Raw genomic sequence first — 17,220 nt, forward strand, 5'->3', positions numbered from 1 at the left:
GGGGCTTTTTGTTGTGACGAAAGTTATTGAGTCGAATTAAGTTGAGGCAGCAAGGTCTGCTTCAGCAGCGGCCAACATGTCGAACTCTTCTTCAGGTGTTTTCGCCACAAGGCGACTTTTGCTGTACAAGAAGTAGTAAGCGGCGCCAATGGCGAACAAGACCAGCGTGTAGAAAAACGCGCGTGGATCGTAAGCGTAAACGCCAGTCAGAGCCAATAGAGACAAAACAAAAGCGATAGATGAGGTAACGATACCGCCTGGCGTTTTATATGGGCGTTCCATGTTTGGCTGTTTGATACGTAACAAGATATGGCTTAACGCCATCAAAGCATAAGACACAGTCGCGCCAACCACGGCCATGGCTAACATCAGATCGCCTTCGCCAGTTAAAGAGGCAAGGAAGCCCAAAATACCAGATACGATCAAAGCACGAGAAGGCACTTTGCGTTTATCGGTAACAGACAAGCTCTTAGGAAGGTAACCGGCGCGAGACAAAGCGAATACCAAACGGCTGTAACCGTAGATGATGGAGAAGAAAGAGGCGATCAAGCCAGCAAGTCCCAATACGTTAACCGCGGTTGCCAAGGTTCCGTGACCTGCAAAGTTCAATGCATCCACTAAAGGCACAGCGCTCTTACTCATGGCGTCTGCACCTGCAGCGCCCGCCAATAAAAACACTACTAAAAGTGCAGTAAAAAGTAAGAAAATCATCGCGGCGATAATGCCCTTAGGCACATCTTTCGCTGGGTCTTTTGCTTCTTCCGCTGCAAGAGGAACGCCTTCAACAGCCAAGAATAACCACATACCAAATGGCAGTGCGGCCCAAATACCATACCAACCCATAGGCATAAACTCAGACGCGCCTGCCGCATCGGTTACGGCAACATCAAATAAGCGGCTCGTATCAAAATCACCAATCAAGGCAACCGCTGTTGCTAAGATAGCGATAACCGCCAAGCCACTGATAACCATCATGACTTTTAGCGCTTCACCAACTCCAGCCAAGTGGATGGCAATAAAGACCAAATAAAATGCGGCGTAGACCCAAGGCCCATTAAATCCTAAGAGGGCTTCAACCGCAGAGCCGATAAAAATGACAATGGCCGCCGGTGCCAAAGCGTACTCGATTAACACGGCTAATCCAGTTAGATAGCCGCCAGTAGGCCCCATTGCTTGGCGAGCAAAACTATAACCGCCGCCTGCCGCTGGGATCGCTGCGGACATTTCTGCCAAGGATAAAACCAGCGTCAGATACATCACGGCCATCAATCCGGCTGCAATTGCAAAGCCACCCCAGCCAGCTTCAGCGATACCAAAGTTCCAGCCTGCGAAATCGCCTGATATTACGTAAGAAACTCCTAAACCCGCTAGCAAAATCCAGCCAGCGGAGCCCTTTTTTAACTGGCGTTTTGCCAGGTATTCCTTATCTAATTGATCACTCATTGTCGTTCCTTTTATGCTCTAGTTAAGTGGATTAACTGTCATTTTTGCCCGATGGGCTTATGTATTTCTTGTCCCTAAGAGATGAGGAAGTTCTTCGACTCCTTGCTGGTGTCCATAATTAAATCATCGTCTGATCTGTCTTTAAGTTTCACGCCAGACAGCTTCAGGGTTCGTGCTTCGTTTAGTAAGTAAAAGGCTTTGCGCGCCGCTTCTTGGTAAACCAAGCCAGCAGGTCGAACATTAGATATGCAGTTGCGGTAGGCGTCGGTAAAGCCGACTTTGCCACCCCAAGTCAGGTACAAACCTAGGCTATCAGGCGAGCTCAGCCCCGGGCGTTCGCCTATTAACACCAAAACGCACTTGGCGTTGAGTCGTTCGCAAATATCATCGCCAATGGCCACGCGACCTTGTTTTACAAAGCAGATAGGCGTTAGCTTCCAATCGTTTATATGGCTAGCAAGCGCTTGCAGAAAAGGCAGCGTGTTTTGCTCTATTGCCAGTGATGACAAACCATCCACCACCACAATGGCAAGGTCATAATCTTGCGTGGTGGAAGCTCGATGTTCGTCTAGTTTATTGGCGGATTCTTCGTCTAATCGGCGGCCATAATCTGGACGCTGTAGATAGGTTGCGCGATCCGTCGCGCGACTGTGCAGCATTAGGGGGGGACAGTTCTTCGTCCAATCTTTCGCCCAATCTTGCTCTAAAAGAGCCTTCGACAAAGCCCCGCTATCAAGTTGGGTGTGAACGGCATCGATGGCCTGAGCATGAGCCAGCTGAAAGGCTAATAGATGTTTGGTCGGAACGCTGATACCTGAACGCCCCAAGCCCACACGTGCGTCGGTAAAGGCATTAAGCTTGCTCCATGCGTTTTCCGTAACGGGTTCTTCTTTTCCAGTAACAACAGAAGCATGTGGATGGGTCGGAAAAGACTTATTAGATTGAGGGATGTCTTGGCTCATGAGCGACCTCCAATCATACGATTGAGTGACTTATGAAACGCATCGGGTAGCTGGTGATTGAGCGTAAATTGCTCGTTGTTTTTGAAGATTTCCATCTTGGCTAGCCAGAGATCAAATTCCGGCGACGGCTTCAATCCTAATACCTTTCGAGCATATAGCGCATCATGAAACGAGGTTGTCTGGTAGTTCAACATGATGTCGTCGGAACCAGGGATGCCCATAACAAAAGTGCAACCAGCGACACCTAAAAGTGTCAGTAAATTATCCATGTCGTTTTGGTCGGCTTCGGCATGATTGGTGTAGCAAACATCACAACCCATGGGTAAGCCAAGCAACTTGCCGCAGAAATGATCTTCCAAACCCGCACGGGTGATTTCTTTGCCATCGTACAAATATTCAGGGCCGATGAAGCCGACTACCGTGTTAACCAGCAATGGATTGAACTTACGTGCTACTGCATAAGCGCGCGCTTCACAGGTTTGCTGATCCAAGCCGTGATTGGCGTTGGCTGATAAAGCGCTGCCTTGGCCTGTTTCGAAATACATAACGTTGTTGCCAACCGTGCCGCGATTCAGCGACAAGGCTGCATCTTGTGCCTCAGCCAGATTAGCGAGGTTAAACCCAAAGCTGTCGTTGGTGGCTTGGGTGCCGCCGATCGATTGAAAAACCAAATCCACTGGTGCGCCTTGTTCAATGCATTCAATGGTGTTGGTTACGTGAGTTAAAACGCAAGATTGAGTCGGGATTTCATAATGCTGGATGACTTCGTCCATCATCTTGATCAAGCGCGTGGCTTGCTGCACGTTGTCGGTAGCAGGGTTGATGCCAATTACAGCGTCGCCGTTGGCGTAGAGCAAACCGTCTAACATACTGGCCGCGATGCCGGTTAAATCGTCCGTTGGGTGGTTGGGTTGTAAGCGCGTCGACAAATGCCCTGGCAAACCTATGGTGTTACGAAACGCGGTTTTGACATGGCATTTTTTGGCGACCAGAATCAAATCCTGATTGCGCATGATTTTACTCACAGCGGCCGCCATTTCTGGTGTCACGCCCGGGCGAATCTTCGTCAGCACGTCGCTGGTGGCTAAATCGCTCAATAGCCAATCACGAAACCCGCCCACGGTAAGATGTGAAATCAAAGAAAAGGCAGTTTTGTCATGATCGTCTAATATTAGTCGGGTAATTTCATCTGCTTCATAGGGAACGAGGGCTTGCTCTAGGAAAAGGCTCAGTGGAACATCGGCAAGCGTCATTTGTGCAATGACACGCTCCTCAGCGCTTTCGGCGGCCACACCGGCTAAGCGATCACCAGATCGTGCCGGTGTGGCCTTCGCCATTAACTCGGCAAGATCGACAAAGCCGAAGGTGCGTCCTCCAACTATGTTGCTAAATTGAAAGTGCTGACGTTGAGAAGAATGTAGCTTGCTCATAATGATTCTCGCGCTTTACTGAGAGGGTGTTGGTTCAAGAAAGCAAACTAGAAAAAGGTGTCAATTTTGCATAGCTTGAACATATATGACGTTAGTTAACATTACGGAATTCCATAAAACGACGTTATCGAATAATGGCAAAATTAATAAAATCTTTATTTTTCAAATTGTTAGGTTGGTTTTCTATTTATTTCGAAGAAAATCAATAAACATGGACAGACGTGCTTATGTTGAATTCAATGATTGACGCACCAAAACAGGGCATTTCCTCTGATATATCGAAAGCTGATGCATCGCAAGTTCGTGTGCCGAAAGTAAGATTGTCGGAAGCGCACGACGCCGATTTGCACGCCAGTAATCTGACCAATTGGCAACAAGAGTACGATCAGACTAGCCGTGGTAGCTTTTACGGTCGTATTGTCGAGCTGCCGTTTGATGGATTGCAGGTTTTTTGTGAGCACACCAGTCAGTCATTGCAGCAAAAATGTGTCGTTTGGCCTGACTCTGTTTGGTTGGGGATTCCTCTTGCCGATCAAGAAGAGAGTCGCATTAACGGTTTAACGATTCATGAAAATAACATCATGTGTCGACCGGGCGATTGTGATTTCCAGCTTTCCACACCGCAAGATTACGATCTATATGGACTAGTGGTGGATCAGTCCAAGCTAATGAAGATGGCGTTGATTCATGGTGTGGATCTAAATTGGAAAGAACTCACCGAATGTGGTCGCCTTGGCGTACCTGACAAAACCCTAGACGAAGTGCGCTTCTTACTCGCGCGTTTGCTCAGTGCAGAAAGCAGAACGCCACCGCGCTTGCAGCAAGACATTGTCATGATGGCTTTGTTGGAAGTACTCAAAGTAGAAACCCCACAACCTGCCAAAACACAAAGCTATTATCACCGTAAAAGCGTTGTAGATAATGCGCGTCTGTTTTTAGATCAACTCCTTGATGAACCTGTCACAGTTACCCAGTTGTGTGAAGTAACCAACGTCAGCCGTCGCACCCTGCAATACAGCTTTGAAAGCATTCTCGGCGTCAGCCCGATTCAATACCTGCGCATCAGCCGACTAAACGGCGTGCGTCGTTCACTTGTCCAAGCCCAACACGGCCAAGCCGTCAGCGACATCGCCGCCCAATGGGGATTTTGGCACCTGAGCCAGTTTGCCAAAGACTACAAACAACTGTTTGGTGAAACGCCTTCAAAAACACTCACAGGGTTGAGTGGTTGACTTACTTAACAAAGTGTGAAAACCCGAAGTCATCATGATCTGACCTAATAACTTGTGATGCGAAATCATAACCAAAGAAAAGTAATCTAAAAGCGAGTCTGGATCAAACTCGCTTTTAGATGTTATTGAGCCATACCTTTAACACTAACTAAGTACGAGTACAACGAAAGCTCCCATTATCATATCTTGGGTGCTCGATCCCATCTGTGCCAAAGCTAATGCGACCTTCACACGCTGCGTACTGGTATCGTCCACCAGACTTTAACGTTGTTGTTTTCTCATCATAAGGGGAAATGTTCGCTGATTGGGTATAAAAATTGCCGTTTTTCCCATCACCGCATTCGTTTTTACTCCAACGTAAATCACCACACCAAACTACGAATACCTGATACCCACATCGATTTTCAAATACAAGGTTGTCACTACTATTTGAATTGGTCGATGCTCTAATGCAATTCATTGCGCTTTTACCTGGATTACCTGCATGAACTTCAACGCTTACTAACAACATACTAAATACGACACCAATTAACGCTAAATAAGATTTCATCATTATTTCTCCCATAGGCATTATTTAAAGATGGTAGCAACGCTGTAAAAGCGAACGCTTAAAACATCTTAAGCTTTATATTCTCTTTTTTAATGCCTCAAATGGGGGGGTTGTCATTATTTAGACACTTTCTATACAAATCACCACATCGAGTAGGGTGAGGTGTTACCGCCTGACTCCTCTCACAGAACCGCAGGTACGGACCTCGTATACGGCTCATGTAAACTTACATTCAGTGTAAACATTGAACACATACCCCGTTCTCGCTTCTTCAATATTCACAAAATCTTGTTCACAGAACCATTTTTTTGGCATCGCATAGCTGGATAATGGACTCGCGGCATTTCTCCAACTGGTCATGGAGATGGCCTTAAACGACGGCTTTTAACCCAGTTGCTTGAGCTTTCTATGCAGTCGTTTTAGAGCAATTAGGGTCAGATAAAAATTGAAGATTCATTTTCATCTGACCCTAATAACACCGGCAGCGTATTCTTTATCTGCCTCGAATTAGCCCCTTCTTTTACTACTTTTTCATCACCCCGAAAATTATTTTTCAACAAAATATCCTTTATCTGAAACCTTTTTTTAAAAGATGAGTATCTCTGTATGAGCCACCCAACTGGGTGACACCCAGTTCACTGATAAAACTCATATAGGATGATTATGATGAAAAAGACAATTATTGCTGCCTCAACTGCTTTCGCTGTTTCTGCTTGTTCAACTGGCTTTTATGGAACATCAGACCAAGATAGCCATATCGCTGGATACGCGCTTGCCAATAATGGAACGACCTTGATCACAATGGGGTCTATCGCGTCTCCCGCTAAAATGGACACTTTTACGCTAAGTAGTAAGCTTGATGCCGTGGCTTATCGTCCTGTCACTGGCGAGCTGTTGGGCTATTCCAATGGTGCTGTCTATTCTGTTGATGCTAAGACTGGCAAGCTAACTGATCTTGGTGCTAGCTTCACAAAAGGTGCCATGATTTCAAAGGATGCTTCAGCAACCGCGATGGATTTTAATAACGCCATTGATGCTGTTCGTATGGTTGGCTCTGACGGTACCAACTTGGTGTATTTCCCAGTCGGTTTTGGTGACCAAGATAAGCGTGCTAATTCAGTATTAAAATTCACCTCAACATTCTATGCAAAAGGCGATAGCAACGAAGGCATGACGCCTGAAATTTTTGCCAATGCTTACACGAACGCCATTGCCGGTGCAAAAGCATCGAGCACTTTCCAGTTTGCGTTAGACAGCAAAACAGATTCCTTGGTCAGCCTTGCTAATAATGCAGGCGAATTAAAAACCGTCGCTAAGATCACCATCAATGGCAAGGCCGTAGACGTATCATCAATGGGTGGCTTCGATATTGTTTCTGCCAAAGAAGGTTCTGACGCCGCTTACGCTGTATTACAGCTCGAAGGTGCATCAAAAGCTGGTCTTTACTCTATGAACCTTACGACAGGCGCGGCAACCTTAATGGCCGACCTACCAATGGGTGGCTTTAGCGGCTTCGCCGTCTCTGGCGGCAAATAATAACAAGGATAGATAGGGTCAGGCGTATTTTTCATCTGACCCTAATTTGTTCGAAAGAAGAATTTGTTGCCGGTTTCTGCGATGAGCATGCCCAGCAGTATGCTAGCTGCGCCGATTAAGCCGATGATGCCGAGTGTTTCGTTTAGGAATAGGCTGGCGGTGGCGCAGGCAAAGATGGGTTCTAGAGTAAAAATAAGCGCCACTTTGTAGTCGGGTAAGATTTTCTGACACGCCGATTGTGCCCAATAAGCGTAGGCGGTGCCTAATATTCCTGCGATCAAAATAGCCGACAATACGATCGGTGAAAAAACGCTGTCGTACCAGCTAAGTGGCGTATTTCCTGCTAAATAAAATGCAGGTTCAGACGAGAGAAATGCACTGATGCCACTGTAAATTCCCACCGCCAGCAATTGAATGATCGTCAGCGGAATGACGGGCATTGCGCTCACAAAGCGTCCCGTTAACAACATGTGAATGGCAAACGCAAACGCACAAATCAGCACAAGCGAGTCTCCTTGATTGAAGACCAGTTTGTCTCCAACGGTTAACAAGTACAGTCCTGCCGTGGCAAACAACACGCCAACACACACAGAACGACTGACTTTTTTTCTGAACAGCAGTAAGCCAAGTACCGGCAACAGCGGCGACGCCAACCCTGTGATAAAACCTGCGTTCGACACACTGGTATGCCTAAGTCCTTCGGTCTGCGTATAAAAGGCAATAAACAGCAGTAAGCCGAGAAGTGCGCCTTTGAACATCAAAGAGGGCATTTGCTGAGTGGGGATGCGTTCTGTAGAGAAGAAAAATAACGGAATCAGCGCCAGTCCCGCCAAGGTAAAGCGAATCGCATTGAAGGTATTTACTGGCATTATTTCCATTGCCAAATCAATCAAGGTGAACTCAGATCCCCACACAAAGGCGACAAAGGTCAGCATGAATATGGCGGTGCGGTGGGATCGAACTGTCATTATTACGTCCTTGTTGTGGTATTGTTCAGGCTGCATGCCTGACAGGAATGGTTAACAAGCGTAAGCCATCTTCCATGTCGTCTATATACCTACAATGGGTTAGACAATTGATAGGTAGGTTTAGAAGAAAGAAACTGTATTCTTCATCAGTCCCTAATTAGTCGCCGTGTCGCCTCAAATTATCTACTACAGCAATGTAAAGCATGTTAAAAAAAGAGTATCGCTTCAGTCTTAGATAATTGCCATTGGGAGGTGAAAATGAGCATCCAAATTCGTCCTGCTGTGATTGATGATCTACCCGCGTTAACGGACCTTTATAATCACTACATTGTGAATACTGCGACGACTTTCGATATAGAGCCTTATACATTAGAAGGTCGAGCGGTTTGGTTTTCGCAGTTTGCGCCCACAGGTCGACATCGTTTACTGGTGGCGGAACAAGACGGTGAAATTCTTGGTTATGCTTGTAGCGGTCAATTCAAACCAAAACGCGCTTATGAAACCTCGGTGGAAGTTAGTATTTATCTAAAGCCAAACACCAAAGGTCGAGGTCTAGGAACCGCTCTGTATCTTGAGCTGTTTGAGCAACTGGAAACAGAAGACGTACACCGCGCCTACGCGGGCATCACCTTACCCAACGAAGCCTCACAAATTATCCATGAAAAATTCGGCTTTGAATCCGTAGGTGTCTACCTAGAAGTGGGCCGAAAATTTGGACAATACTGGGATGTAGAGTGGTTTGAAAAAGAGGTTGGTGGAAGTCATTAAAAAGCCAAGCCCAACGTCTTTGAAAAATTGGGTTTGGCTTAACGTCGTTTTTCTGGGATCACTTCCTCATTAGATAAAGAAAGTAAGCACCGCCAATTAAGGATGACAGTAATCCCGCGGGGAATTGCCAAGGGAACCAAATAACTCGACCCATCCAATCTGCCATCACCATGACTAAAGCGCCAAGTAGGCAAGCGGTTATTAGCTGTTTATAGGCCGTGTTTTGGTTAAGTGCGCGTGCCATGTGTGGCGCTAACAAGCCGATAAACGTCAGTGGGCCTATGATGGCGGTACAGAGTGTTGTTATTGCCGCAATCAAGACAAATATGACTCGGCGAACGAGCAGTGTATTGAGTCCTACACTGCTGGCAGATACTTCACCAAGAGCGATTAAATCTAGCCACCGATGAAGCAGCACGGCGATAAGGCCAAACACAGCCACGCCAACCGCTAAAATACTCACGTCTTGATAACTCACTAAGTAGGTGGATCCTGAAAGCCAGGTCAGCAGGGTGCTGACATTTTCTTGGCCAGATGACATAGAAATTCGCATGATCGCATCTAAAGCCGCGCTTAAAGCTATGCCTGTTAGTAATAGCTGAGAGGGAGCAAAACGATGCTTTTTACCTAGCCACCAAATCATTGAGGTAACGGCGAGAGCACCCAATGTGCCAATAAGAATTTGCTCATAGCGGTTAATGCTGATGCCAAAAATAAGAGTGCATAAGACAAGGGTAAGCGCCGCGCCGGAGCTTATGCCTAAAATTTCTGGGCTAGCCATCGGGTTGTTCGTTAGGCGTTGAATAAGCGTTCCTGTAATGGCTAAACCAATACCCGCAAAAAGGGCGCCCAGTATTCGGGGTGTACGCAGATGCAGTAACGTATCATTGACCGCGAATTCCCAGCCCAGTGTATTTTTACCGACAAACAAAGCCAGGAAAGAAATGCTTACCAAGGCGACAAGTAATGCGACAAGAAGGGGCAGAAAACGGCGGTGGCGAAGGTGAGGAGCAGCTTCATCGGTCGCACGTAACTGAGATGGCCAAGTTTGGCGATTGAGCAGCCATAATAAGAACGGTGCACCTAACAGTGCGGTCATTGCGCCAGTAGGAAGCAAATCACCTGTCGCTGCCGATATAGGCTGCGTCAACTGATCGGCGAACAACAGAATTAACGCCCCCACTAATCCGCTAGCAAGTATTTGCTTTGTCAGGTTTCTAACGCCTAATAGTCGAGTAATGCCTGGTGCGACAATGCCAATAAAGCCAATAATGCCCACTTCACTCACAATCACAGCGGTAATGAAAATGGCCGAGGTCAAGGCAATAAGCTTAATGCGTTTTACATTGTTGCCTATTGTGTTGGAAACACTGTCTCCTAAAATTAACGTATAAAGAGGTCGTTGAATGAGCAATAACGCAATCATTGGCACACTCAGCAGGGGCAAAATACGTTGCACTGACTCCCAACTATTTTGGTGTAATGCGCCTGCTCCCCAAATGAAAACAGAGCTTAAATTGCGTTCATAAACCAACATAAGCATGGTATTTGTTGCGCCAATAAATAGGCTGATGACCATTCCTGAAAGAATTAAATGAATGGGAGCAAAACCTTTTCTAGCGGCAATTAAAAACACGAGTATGCTGGTGCCTGCACCACCAATGAAAGCCGGAATAAAATGAGGTAATGTCATGCTAGCGGGTATAAAAAGCACCCCCAAAACCATACCTAATTGAGCGCCAGAGGCGACTCCCAATGTCGTCGGTGCTGCGATAGGGTTGCGCAATACAAACTGCATAATGCAACCGGCGACGGCAAGCGAAAAACCGCAAATGCAGGCTATGGCGAGTCTAGGCAGGTACGTTAAATAAACAATGAGCTCTTTATAATTGGTCGTATCGTAGTCAAACACGACTTTTTGTAAAAGCGACCAGCCACCGGCATAAGGCGTCGTATACTGAATAAAGGCGATGACTAAGCTAAGTGCCAGCACTAAGCCAATAGGTAGAGTGATTCGAATCGGTAAAGCTGTCATAAAATAAAAAGCCGTTATGGTTGCGCCGCGAAAATATCAACAAGCTGATTGCTTAATCGCTGAACGGCTAACAACCCGCCATAGTTCCAGACTGGAGGTAACTTGTGTACTTTGTTTTGACGGGTAAATGCCATCGCCTGCCATAGTGGTGAGTTTTGAAACTTATCGAACTCGGTTGGCTTGGTTGATTGCAATAAAACGACATTGGCTTGCTGGTGCTCTGCTATTTTTGCCAGTTCTACGGTCGAGAATCCCCAAAAGCTCGTACTTTCCTGCCATTCATTTTGTAGACCCATTTCGTTAACTGTATCTTGGATTAATGAGCCAGCCCCTTCAAAGTGGAGTGTGCTGCTGTCGACAAAGCGGACAAATAAGAGTGGGTCCAATTGAGGGTTAGCGGCCTTAATTAACGCCCCGTTTTTCTTCAATAGAGCTTGTGTGTCGGCAATGATTTTTTGGGCTTCTTGTTCTTTTCCAAGTATGTCGCCGAGCTTTAGCGTCAGTTCTTGAGCGTTTTTGTAGGGCGTTCTTTTGTCACTATAAACATCGTAAATCAATGTTGGGGCTATGTTGCCTAGTTTCTTTATAGCAGGAGCCAAATGACTACTGATTAAGATTAGGTCAGGTTTAAGGCTTGTTAATAACTCTAAACTTGGTTCGTTACGCGCGCCAACATCTTCAATGCCTTTCGGTAGCTTAGGGCTTGCTACCCATGCCGTATACCCTTCTTTATCCGCCATTCCTATTGGTGTAACGCCAAGGCTGAGTAGTGTCTCTGTCATGTCCCAGCCGATAGAAATGATTCTTTTTGGCGGCGTCGTAAAAGCACTTGAGGTGATCTCGGATGAGTTAGCCGCAAACACCAGCGTCGATATAAATAAGGCGAGACAAATAAATAAACATTTCATGATAGGTCCTTAAGGAATGTAGCTAATGGGATGGCCGGTTATTGGGTGTTGAAAAAGTGCCAGCTCCATGCCGTAAATTTTCTCTAGTGTGTCCACTTTCATCATTTCGCTTGGTGATCCTTGAGCAATGACTTCGCCTGAATGCAGAGCGATTAAGTGATCACTGAATTTGGCGGCCATATTGATATCATGCAGTACCATAATGACGGTTAACCCAAGACTCAGATTCAGTTCTCTTATTAGGGCTAATAGCTCGTATTGATGTGAAATATCTAAGGCAGATGTTGGTTCGTCAAGTAAGATGCACTCACTTTGTTGGGCTAATAACATGGCGATCCAAGCACGCTGGCGCTCACCACCAGACAGGGTGGCGACAAAGCGATCTTGATAGTCTTCTAGCCCAACTTTTTGAATTGCCTCTTGAATGAATGCTTTATCTTGCGCTGTGTATCGACCAAAGGCGCCTTTCCATGGAAAACGCCCAAAGCTAACCAGCTCCTTAACGGTAACACCATCGGTGACTGGAGGATGCTGCGGGAGATAGGCTACTTTGAGTGCAAACTCTTTTGGCTTGAAGTGGGTTATTGCTTTGTCCTCAAGCAAAACCTCGCCTTGAGACGGCGCATTTTGACGACTTAGAAGCTTCATTAATGTCGATTTTCCGCAGCCGTTATGGCCAAGCAGCGTCGTAATAATACCTTTTTGAAAAGTTAGATTTGTTGGTTGTAATATGGTGTGCGGGGATATCGTAACGGAGGCATTATTAAGCTGAAGCATAGGGTTCGTCGTAATTATGTATAGGGTTCGTCTTGTTGTATGGGCTTAGGCTACAAATATCATACATTGATAATATTAATAATGCTTCTCATTTATAGCGTTTATTCGACTAGCTTTAGCAAGATACTGTCCAATGTGGCTTTAAGTTACCAATAATTAACCTAGGTTAATTTCTTCTCTTTTTTGCATCTGTAGTCTTGGTTGTACTCTATATCTACAGATTATTGAAAGGATCGCAGTATGTCGTTGTCGTCTAGTCTACAAAATTATCTATCTGATCTTGATTTGACTGTGCCAGAACAGCCAAATATGGAATTTGTTAAAGCATTACAGTCGGCCCATGTGGCTCGTTATAGCTTTAATAGTTTGGCGGTGGTGCTGGGTGAAGAAATCTCTTTGGGCCTTGATGCTATTAGTCAGAAAATCGTCACGCGAGGATTAGGTGGATATTGCTTTGAGCATAACAAACTAACCTTTGAGCTGTTGAAAGCGTTGGGTTATGACGTACAGCTTAAGTTGGCGCGCGTGCTGAATAATAACCTCGAGCGCGAAGCGGGTAGAACCCACCGAGTAACCTTGTTAACGCTAGAAGGTGTGAGCTATTTAGTGGACACCGGCTTTGGTGGTAATGGGCCAATTGCGCCATTACGACTCGATATCAATACTGACCAAACAGCGGGTTTGGATCGTTATCGTCTGTTGGCAAAAGGTAAGGGCGAATACGATCTTCAGGTAATAAAGGACAATGACTATTTCACCCTTTATCGCTTTGACAATGCGGCTTACAGCGATGCAGATTGTGAGTTAGGGCATTTTTATTCTCATAAAAATCCACAAGCGGTGTTTTTAAAGAACTTGATGGTGACGCTGAAAAAGCAAGATCAGACCCTTGCTTTGGTGAACAACGAATTTATTACGAGAGATTACCAAGGTGAACAGAAGCGGTTGATCGAAAGCTCTGAATCTCTTGGTAATATTTTAGCGTCTGAGTTTGATATTGCCCTTGAACCCGCAGTGGTTGAGCATTTATTTATTCGTTTTTTAGAGCCCATATTGTCGGTAAATAAAGTTGGAGCAAAGTCATGACTGCGTTTTTTACTTTATTGTTGTGGGCTTGGTTGATGGCGTCTTCTTTTATCGTATCGGGTCATATGGTGGAATACGCGAGTCCTATTGCGACCTCGGCGTTTCGCTTTTTATTGGCGATGTTGATTATGTTGCCGGCGCTATTGTTCATTTGGCAGCGTGGCAAGCAGAATAAAATAGAGCAGTTTAAGGCGTTGTTTGCTTCGCGCCAGCGACTTTTTCATTACGTGGTGATCAGTGGCGCGTTAGTCGGCTTTTTTATCGGTTTGTTTGTCGCTTTGCAGTCGACCACGCCTTTGAATACATCGGTTTTGTACACACTGGTTCCCTTAATTGGTGTAATGATTGCGAGAGTTTGGCTCAAAGAAGTCGCGCCTTTATGGCGAGTGATTGGTTTTGTTCTTGGCTCTATCGGCGCGATGACAGTGTTATTTTCTACACAAGGCAATGATGGATTTCAGTGGCATTCCGGTGATTATATTTTTATTGGGGCATGTTTTTTATTGGCGCTGCATGTGGTGTCTGTACAAAAATGGGGGCGTTCGTTAGGCGCGCTGTCTGGCGCATTTATGATTATGTTATTTGGATCGCTCTGGCTGCTGCCTGTTGCGATGATCTGGGGGGAACTGGATCAGGTGCAATGGTCGTCACAAGGTTTTTGGGTGAATGTAATGTATTTAACGGTATTTACCACCTTGTTTACTTTTGTCTTGCAGCAGCGTTTGGTGATGACAGTTGGGGCGAGTCGGTTGCTGGCGATGTCTTATACGATACCCGTTTGGGTTGCGTTATTTACCGCGTTGACTCAATCACGTTTATTAAGCTTGGTAGATTGGCCTTTTACTTCAGGTATTCTCATTTTAAGTGTTGCACTGTTTCTTATTGATGGCAATTTAAGCAAGGTGAAAATAGTCCATGGATCGAATTCAACTGCAAAATAGTTTTCAAGCCTATTTTAACGAATTAGGTTATGACATTGATTGGCAAAGGCTGACGGTGCCAATGGACGTTCATGTCATTCGAAAAGGCGATTATTTATTTCAACAAGGGGATTTTGCGAATCGTCTGTATTTTTTACATTCTGGACTCGTGCGTTATGTGAGTGTTTCCGATGAAGGCAAAGAGTTCACGCAAACCTTTGCGAAGAGCCCAAGAATCATTGGCTCAACTAAGGCGATGGTGACTGAAACACGTGTTTTGTTCGGTATTCAGGCCTTGGAAGATAGCATGATCTCTTCCTATCCTTGGCGAGCTTTTTATGAGCAGATGCGTCAGGATGTTGGCTTTTTAGAGTGTTACGCTAAATTTCTAGAGCGCATTTTTATTGCTAAAGAAGAGCGTGAAAATGCCTTTGTAAAACATTCCGCCGAGCGTCGCTATCTCGATTTTTGTGCCGACTACCCTGAACTTAAAAATGTTATTCCGCAGCAACAAATTGCGTCTTATATTGGAATCACGCCAGTGGCGTTGAGTCGAATTAGACAAAAGTTAAATCGACGTTAATTTATGTTGAATAGAGACCTTCAACTCATTAATAAAGGTTTGGGTGATTGCGGACTGTCGCTCGCGATGCAAGGTAATTCCTATTGTGCATTCAGGTTGGGGGAGCGTAATGGGTATTTGCTTCAGGCGTGGGTTGAGTTTGTTAATGTTCCAATCATCATAAAATAGTAGCGCAATGGCGTCGCTGTGAATAACGAGCTCTTCTGACGAAGCAAAGGTTAACATTTCAAGCGCCTGAATCGGTGGCTTGTTATCGATACTATGAAACAAACTCTCGAAATAATCCCGAATAGGCGTGCCATGACGCGCTACGATCCAACGTTCATTGACCAAATCGCTTAGTGTTTTTGCATAGCTGTGAACGGGATGATCAGCACGAGCTATTAAGGCGTATCGAGCACGCAATAATGGCAGCTCGATGAGCTCTGAATGGATTGGCCCTTTTCTCATCAGTCCTAGAAAACAATCTATTTCACCTTGTCGTAGTGCATTCGCCAACATGTGGTAAGGGCCCTGCATGGCTTGTAGCCGAATGCCTGAGTGTTGCTTAAAAATTGAGGCGAATGCAATGGGGACAATATCTTGGCAGGAAAAAGACAACATACCGACGGATAATCTGCCTGTTAGTTCATTGGGTAGAGATTGCAAACGATCTTGAAGAGATTGGGCCTCAGGCGAAATTCTGAGATAAAGTGAGGCGAGCTGTTTGGCGGCATTTTTGGGTATCAAACCACGGCTGGCTCTCGAGAAGAGAGGCTGCTGCACCATGTTTTCGATTTCTTTTAAGGTTTTGCTGACCGCTGGCTGCGTCATACTAAGCGTTTGCGATGCAACAGAGGCACTGCCTACTCTAACTACGGCTTCTATGATCATAAGATGTCGCCATTCTACGTAGGCTTTTAGTTTAAGTGGGGGGCTTATATCTGGCTGTAGTTTACGTTCCGTGTCGGCAATTGCTTGCAAAATACTGTTGCAAGACGAAATCACTAGTTCCCCTGCTGCAGTAGGCTCCGCTCCGCTCCAACCACGCGTGAAAATATTCACCTCTAAGGTATGCTCTGCTTGTGACAATGCTCGCGAGACACTGGATTGACTTAGGTTTAATGAGGTGCCAGCGCCTTTTTCGGTGCCTTTTTTCATGATTTCTCTAATGACACGACATTGTTTTATGGTTAAAGGAAAGCGTGTCGAGGTATTCATTTTGTATTTCCTGTTAGTAAATATCTTCCAGAAGAGATTTACTAATTTATGATATAACCAAAATTAAATCTATATTTTTAATTTTGCACATGTCAGATCGATGTTTTATGTGTACCTTTAAATAAACAAGTTTTATTTAGGGAACGTGCGATTAAGTCAGATTATTAGCACTAAGTCGCAGCTGGCCTGATTCACTCTTTAATTCACTAAAAATCTCGGTTTTTAGTGTGTCTATTCCTTAGTTGGAGGCTTAAAAGCTCCAACTGCCGTCATCAAGACGGATTAACCCCGTGCAGACCTTATCATCTGATCCACTCGCAATATGTTTCCCAGTGCAAACAGCACCGCGAGCTTATTATCATTTTTTGATAAACCTTTATAGACCACTTTGCGGAAGCCAAACTGGCACTTCAGTATCCGAAACGGATGCTCTACTTTTGCTCTGATACTGGCCTTTATGTACCCAGTCTTAATGGGGAGTTTGTTAATACGGGGATGCTTCTTCCATTCCCGAACCTTGCTTGGCATCTCCGCAATCAACCAGTCCAACGTCTTATTATTGGTTTCCTCACGTTTTTCTACGCCACGGTAGCCTGAGTCAGCAGAGACAAACGTCTCATCGCCATGTATGAGCTCAGTGATTTGGTTTAGGTCATGTTCATTGGCAGAAGTGGTGGTGAAACTATGCACCAAGCCACGTTTAGCATCGACTCCAATATGTGCTTTTAGTCGGGTAAGGACAGTGTGTTACCACACCATCCTCCCCTAAGAACCGTACTTGAGAGTCACCCCTCATACGGCTCAAGCCTCTCAACAGCCTTG

The 17,220-nt window shown here is 45.4% G+C and carries 15 protein-coding genes and 1 pseudogene; 6 read left to right on the forward strand and 10 right to left on the reverse strand.

Annotated features, from left to right (window positions below):
* Positions 1 to 36 precede the first annotated feature (36 nt).
* From eat to DFP77_RS15450, 3 genes are all read right to left on the reverse strand, one after another.
* Positions 37 to 1,443, reverse strand: coding sequence for an ethanolamine permease (gene eat / locus DFP77_RS15440; RefSeq protein WP_114413128.1), 1,407 nt, complete (start codon positions 1,441 to 1,443; stop codon positions 37 to 39).
* Between the two features lie 74 nt (positions 1,444 to 1,517).
* Positions 1,518 to 2,405 (reverse strand): ethanolamine ammonia-lyase subunit EutC, encoded by an 888-nt coding sequence (eutC, locus tag DFP77_RS15445; protein WP_258861187.1) that lies wholly within the window; start codon positions 2,403 to 2,405, stop codon positions 1,518 to 1,520.
* Entirely contained in the window at positions 2,402 to 3,835 is a 1,434-nt protein-coding gene (locus DFP77_RS15450; RefSeq protein ID WP_181858574.1) for an ethanolamine ammonia-lyase subunit EutB, read from the reverse strand. The genes eutC and DFP77_RS15450 overlap by 4 nt, the downstream gene beginning before the upstream one ends.
* 227 nt (positions 3,836 to 4,062) lie before the next feature.
* On the opposite strand from DFP77_RS15450, the gene DFP77_RS15455 reads away from it, so the two are divergent.
* A complete protein-coding gene (locus DFP77_RS15455; RefSeq protein ID WP_114413129.1) occupies positions 4,063 to 5,067 on the forward strand; it encodes a helix-turn-helix domain-containing protein in 1,005 nt (334 codons plus the stop codon).
* A 148-nt stretch (positions 5,068 to 5,215) separates the two neighbouring features.
* Here DFP77_RS15455 and DFP77_RS15460 read toward each other — a convergent pair whose 3' ends face one another.
* Complete coding sequence (locus tag DFP77_RS15460) at positions 5,216 to 5,620, reverse strand: hypothetical protein (protein ID WP_114413130.1); 405 nt, start codon at positions 5,618 to 5,620, stop codon at positions 5,216 to 5,218.
* 663 nt (positions 5,621 to 6,283) lie between these two features.
* Here DFP77_RS15460 and DFP77_RS15465 point away from each other — a divergent pair.
* The gene (locus DFP77_RS15465) at positions 6,284 to 7,153 is read left to right on the forward strand and encodes a DUF4394 domain-containing protein (protein ID WP_258861188.1); all 870 of its coding nucleotides are present in this window, start codon (positions 6,284 to 6,286) and stop codon (positions 7,151 to 7,153) included.
* A 41-nt stretch (positions 7,154 to 7,194) separates the two neighbouring features.
* Here the strand turns inward: DFP77_RS15465 and DFP77_RS15470 are convergent, their stop codons facing one another.
* Positions 7,195 to 8,121 (reverse strand): DMT family transporter, encoded by a 927-nt coding sequence (locus DFP77_RS15470; protein WP_114413132.1) that lies wholly within the window; start codon positions 8,119 to 8,121, stop codon positions 7,195 to 7,197.
* A gap of 258 nt (positions 8,122 to 8,379) precedes the next feature.
* Here DFP77_RS15470 and DFP77_RS15475 point away from each other — a divergent pair, with 258 nt between their 5' ends.
* Positions 8,380 to 8,889: a GNAT family N-acetyltransferase gene (locus tag DFP77_RS15475; protein WP_114413133.1), complete on the forward strand. Its 510-nt coding sequence runs from the start codon at positions 8,380 to 8,382 to the stop codon at positions 8,887 to 8,889.
* A gap of 58 nt (positions 8,890 to 8,947) precedes the next feature.
* Here the strand turns inward: DFP77_RS15475 and fhuB are convergent, their stop codons facing one another.
* Genes fhuB through DFP77_RS15490 form a run of 3 tightly spaced genes read right to left on the reverse strand, consistent with a single transcriptional unit; the run spans position 8,948 to position 12,609 of the window.
* Positions 8,948 to 10,924, reverse strand: a complete 1,977-nt coding sequence (gene fhuB / locus DFP77_RS15480; RefSeq protein WP_114413134.1) for a Fe(3+)-hydroxamate ABC transporter permease FhuB — start codon at positions 10,922 to 10,924, stop codon at positions 8,948 to 8,950.
* A gap of 14 nt (positions 10,925 to 10,938) precedes the next feature.
* Positions 10,939 to 11,832 (reverse strand): iron-siderophore ABC transporter substrate-binding protein, encoded by an 894-nt coding sequence (locus DFP77_RS15485; RefSeq protein ID WP_114413135.1) that lies wholly within the window; start codon positions 11,830 to 11,832, stop codon positions 10,939 to 10,941.
* Positions 11,833 to 11,841: 9 nt separating this feature from the next.
* Positions 11,842 to 12,609: an ABC transporter ATP-binding protein gene (locus tag DFP77_RS15490; protein WP_114413136.1), complete on the reverse strand. Its 768-nt coding sequence runs from the start codon at positions 12,607 to 12,609 to the stop codon at positions 11,842 to 11,844.
* Positions 12,610 to 12,849: 240 nt separating this feature from the next.
* Between DFP77_RS15490 and DFP77_RS15495 the strand changes: the two genes are divergently transcribed.
* From DFP77_RS15495 to DFP77_RS15505, 3 genes are read left to right on the forward strand one after another with little or no spacing between them, the layout of a single operon-like run.
* Positions 12,850 to 13,695 (forward strand): arylamine N-acetyltransferase family protein, encoded by an 846-nt coding sequence (locus tag DFP77_RS15495; protein WP_114413137.1) that lies wholly within the window; start codon positions 12,850 to 12,852, stop codon positions 13,693 to 13,695.
* Positions 13,692 to 14,636, forward strand: coding sequence for a DMT family transporter (locus tag DFP77_RS15500; protein ID WP_114413138.1), 945 nt, complete (start codon positions 13,692 to 13,694; stop codon positions 14,634 to 14,636). Before DFP77_RS15495 ends, DFP77_RS15500 begins: the two co-directional genes overlap by 4 nt.
* Complete coding sequence (locus DFP77_RS15505) at positions 14,611 to 15,198, forward strand: Crp/Fnr family transcriptional regulator (RefSeq protein ID WP_114413139.1); 588 nt, start codon at positions 14,611 to 14,613, stop codon at positions 15,196 to 15,198. Before DFP77_RS15500 ends, DFP77_RS15505 begins: the two co-directional genes overlap by 26 nt.
* On the opposite strand, the gene DFP77_RS15510 is transcribed toward DFP77_RS15505, so the two are convergent.
* Together DFP77_RS15510 and DFP77_RS15515 are read right to left on the reverse strand one after the other, a co-directional pair.
* Entirely contained in the window at positions 15,184 to 16,398 is a 1,215-nt protein-coding gene (locus tag DFP77_RS15510) for a LysR family transcriptional regulator (RefSeq protein ID WP_114413140.1), read from the reverse strand. The two genes, DFP77_RS15505 and DFP77_RS15510, sit on opposite strands and share 15 nt — an antisense overlap.
* 282 nt (positions 16,399 to 16,680) lie before the next feature.
* A pseudogene (locus DFP77_RS15515) lies at positions 16,681 to 17,127 on the reverse strand (transposase); the annotation flags it as partial.
* Between the last annotated feature and the right edge of the window lie 93 nt (positions 17,128 to 17,220).

It is taken from the genome of Marinomonas foliarum, from assembly GCF_003337275.1.
Lineage (GTDB): Bacteria > Pseudomonadota > Gammaproteobacteria > Pseudomonadales > Marinomonadaceae > Marinomonas > Marinomonas foliarum.

Excerpts from the sequence above, each read along its gene's own strand:
- DFP77_RS15485 (WP_114413135.1), bottom strand. The coding sequence starts at position 11,832 with ATGAAATGTTTATTTATTTGTCTCGCCTTATTTATATCGACGCTGGTG.
- DFP77_RS15500 (WP_114413138.1), top strand. The coding sequence starts at position 13,692 with ATGACTGCGTTTTTTACTTTATTGTTGTGGGCTTGGTTGATGGCGTCT.
- eutC (WP_258861187.1), bottom strand. The coding sequence starts at position 2,405 with ATGAGCCAAGACATCCCTCAATCTAATAAGTCTTTTCCGACCCATCCA.
- DFP77_RS15465 (WP_258861188.1), top strand. The coding sequence starts at position 6,284 with ATGAAAAAGACAATTATTGCTGCCTCAACTGCTTTCGCTGTTTCTGCT.
- DFP77_RS15510 (WP_114413140.1), bottom strand. The coding sequence starts at position 16,398 with ATGAATACCTCGACACGCTTTCCTTTAACCATAAAACAATGTCGTGTC.
- DFP77_RS15470 (WP_114413132.1), bottom strand. The coding sequence starts at position 8,121 with ATGACAGTTCGATCCCACCGCACCGCCATATTCATGCTGACCTTTGTC.
- DFP77_RS15495 (WP_114413137.1), top strand. The coding sequence starts at position 12,850 with ATGTCGTTGTCGTCTAGTCTACAAAATTATCTATCTGATCTTGATTTG.
- DFP77_RS15475 (WP_114413133.1), top strand. The coding sequence starts at position 8,380 with ATGAGCATCCAAATTCGTCCTGCTGTGATTGATGATCTACCCGCGTTA.
- DFP77_RS15450 (WP_181858574.1), bottom strand. The coding sequence starts at position 3,835 with ATGAGCAAGCTACATTCTTCTCAACGTCAGCACTTTCAATTTAGCAAC.
- DFP77_RS15490 (WP_114413136.1), bottom strand. The coding sequence starts at position 12,609 with ATGCTTCAGCTTAATAATGCCTCCGTTACGATATCCCCGCACACCATA.
- DFP77_RS15455 (WP_114413129.1), top strand. The coding sequence starts at position 4,063 with ATGTTGAATTCAATGATTGACGCACCAAAACAGGGCATTTCCTCTGAT.
- eat (WP_114413128.1), bottom strand. The coding sequence starts at position 1,443 with ATGAGTGATCAATTAGATAAGGAATACCTGGCAAAACGCCAGTTAAAA.
- fhuB (WP_114413134.1), bottom strand. The coding sequence starts at position 10,924 with ATGACAGCTTTACCGATTCGAATCACTCTACCTATTGGCTTAGTGCTG.
- DFP77_RS15505 (WP_114413139.1), top strand. The coding sequence starts at position 14,611 with ATGGATCGAATTCAACTGCAAAATAGTTTTCAAGCCTATTTTAACGAA.
- DFP77_RS15460 (WP_114413130.1), bottom strand. The coding sequence starts at position 5,620 with ATGATGAAATCTTATTTAGCGTTAATTGGTGTCGTATTTAGTATGTTG.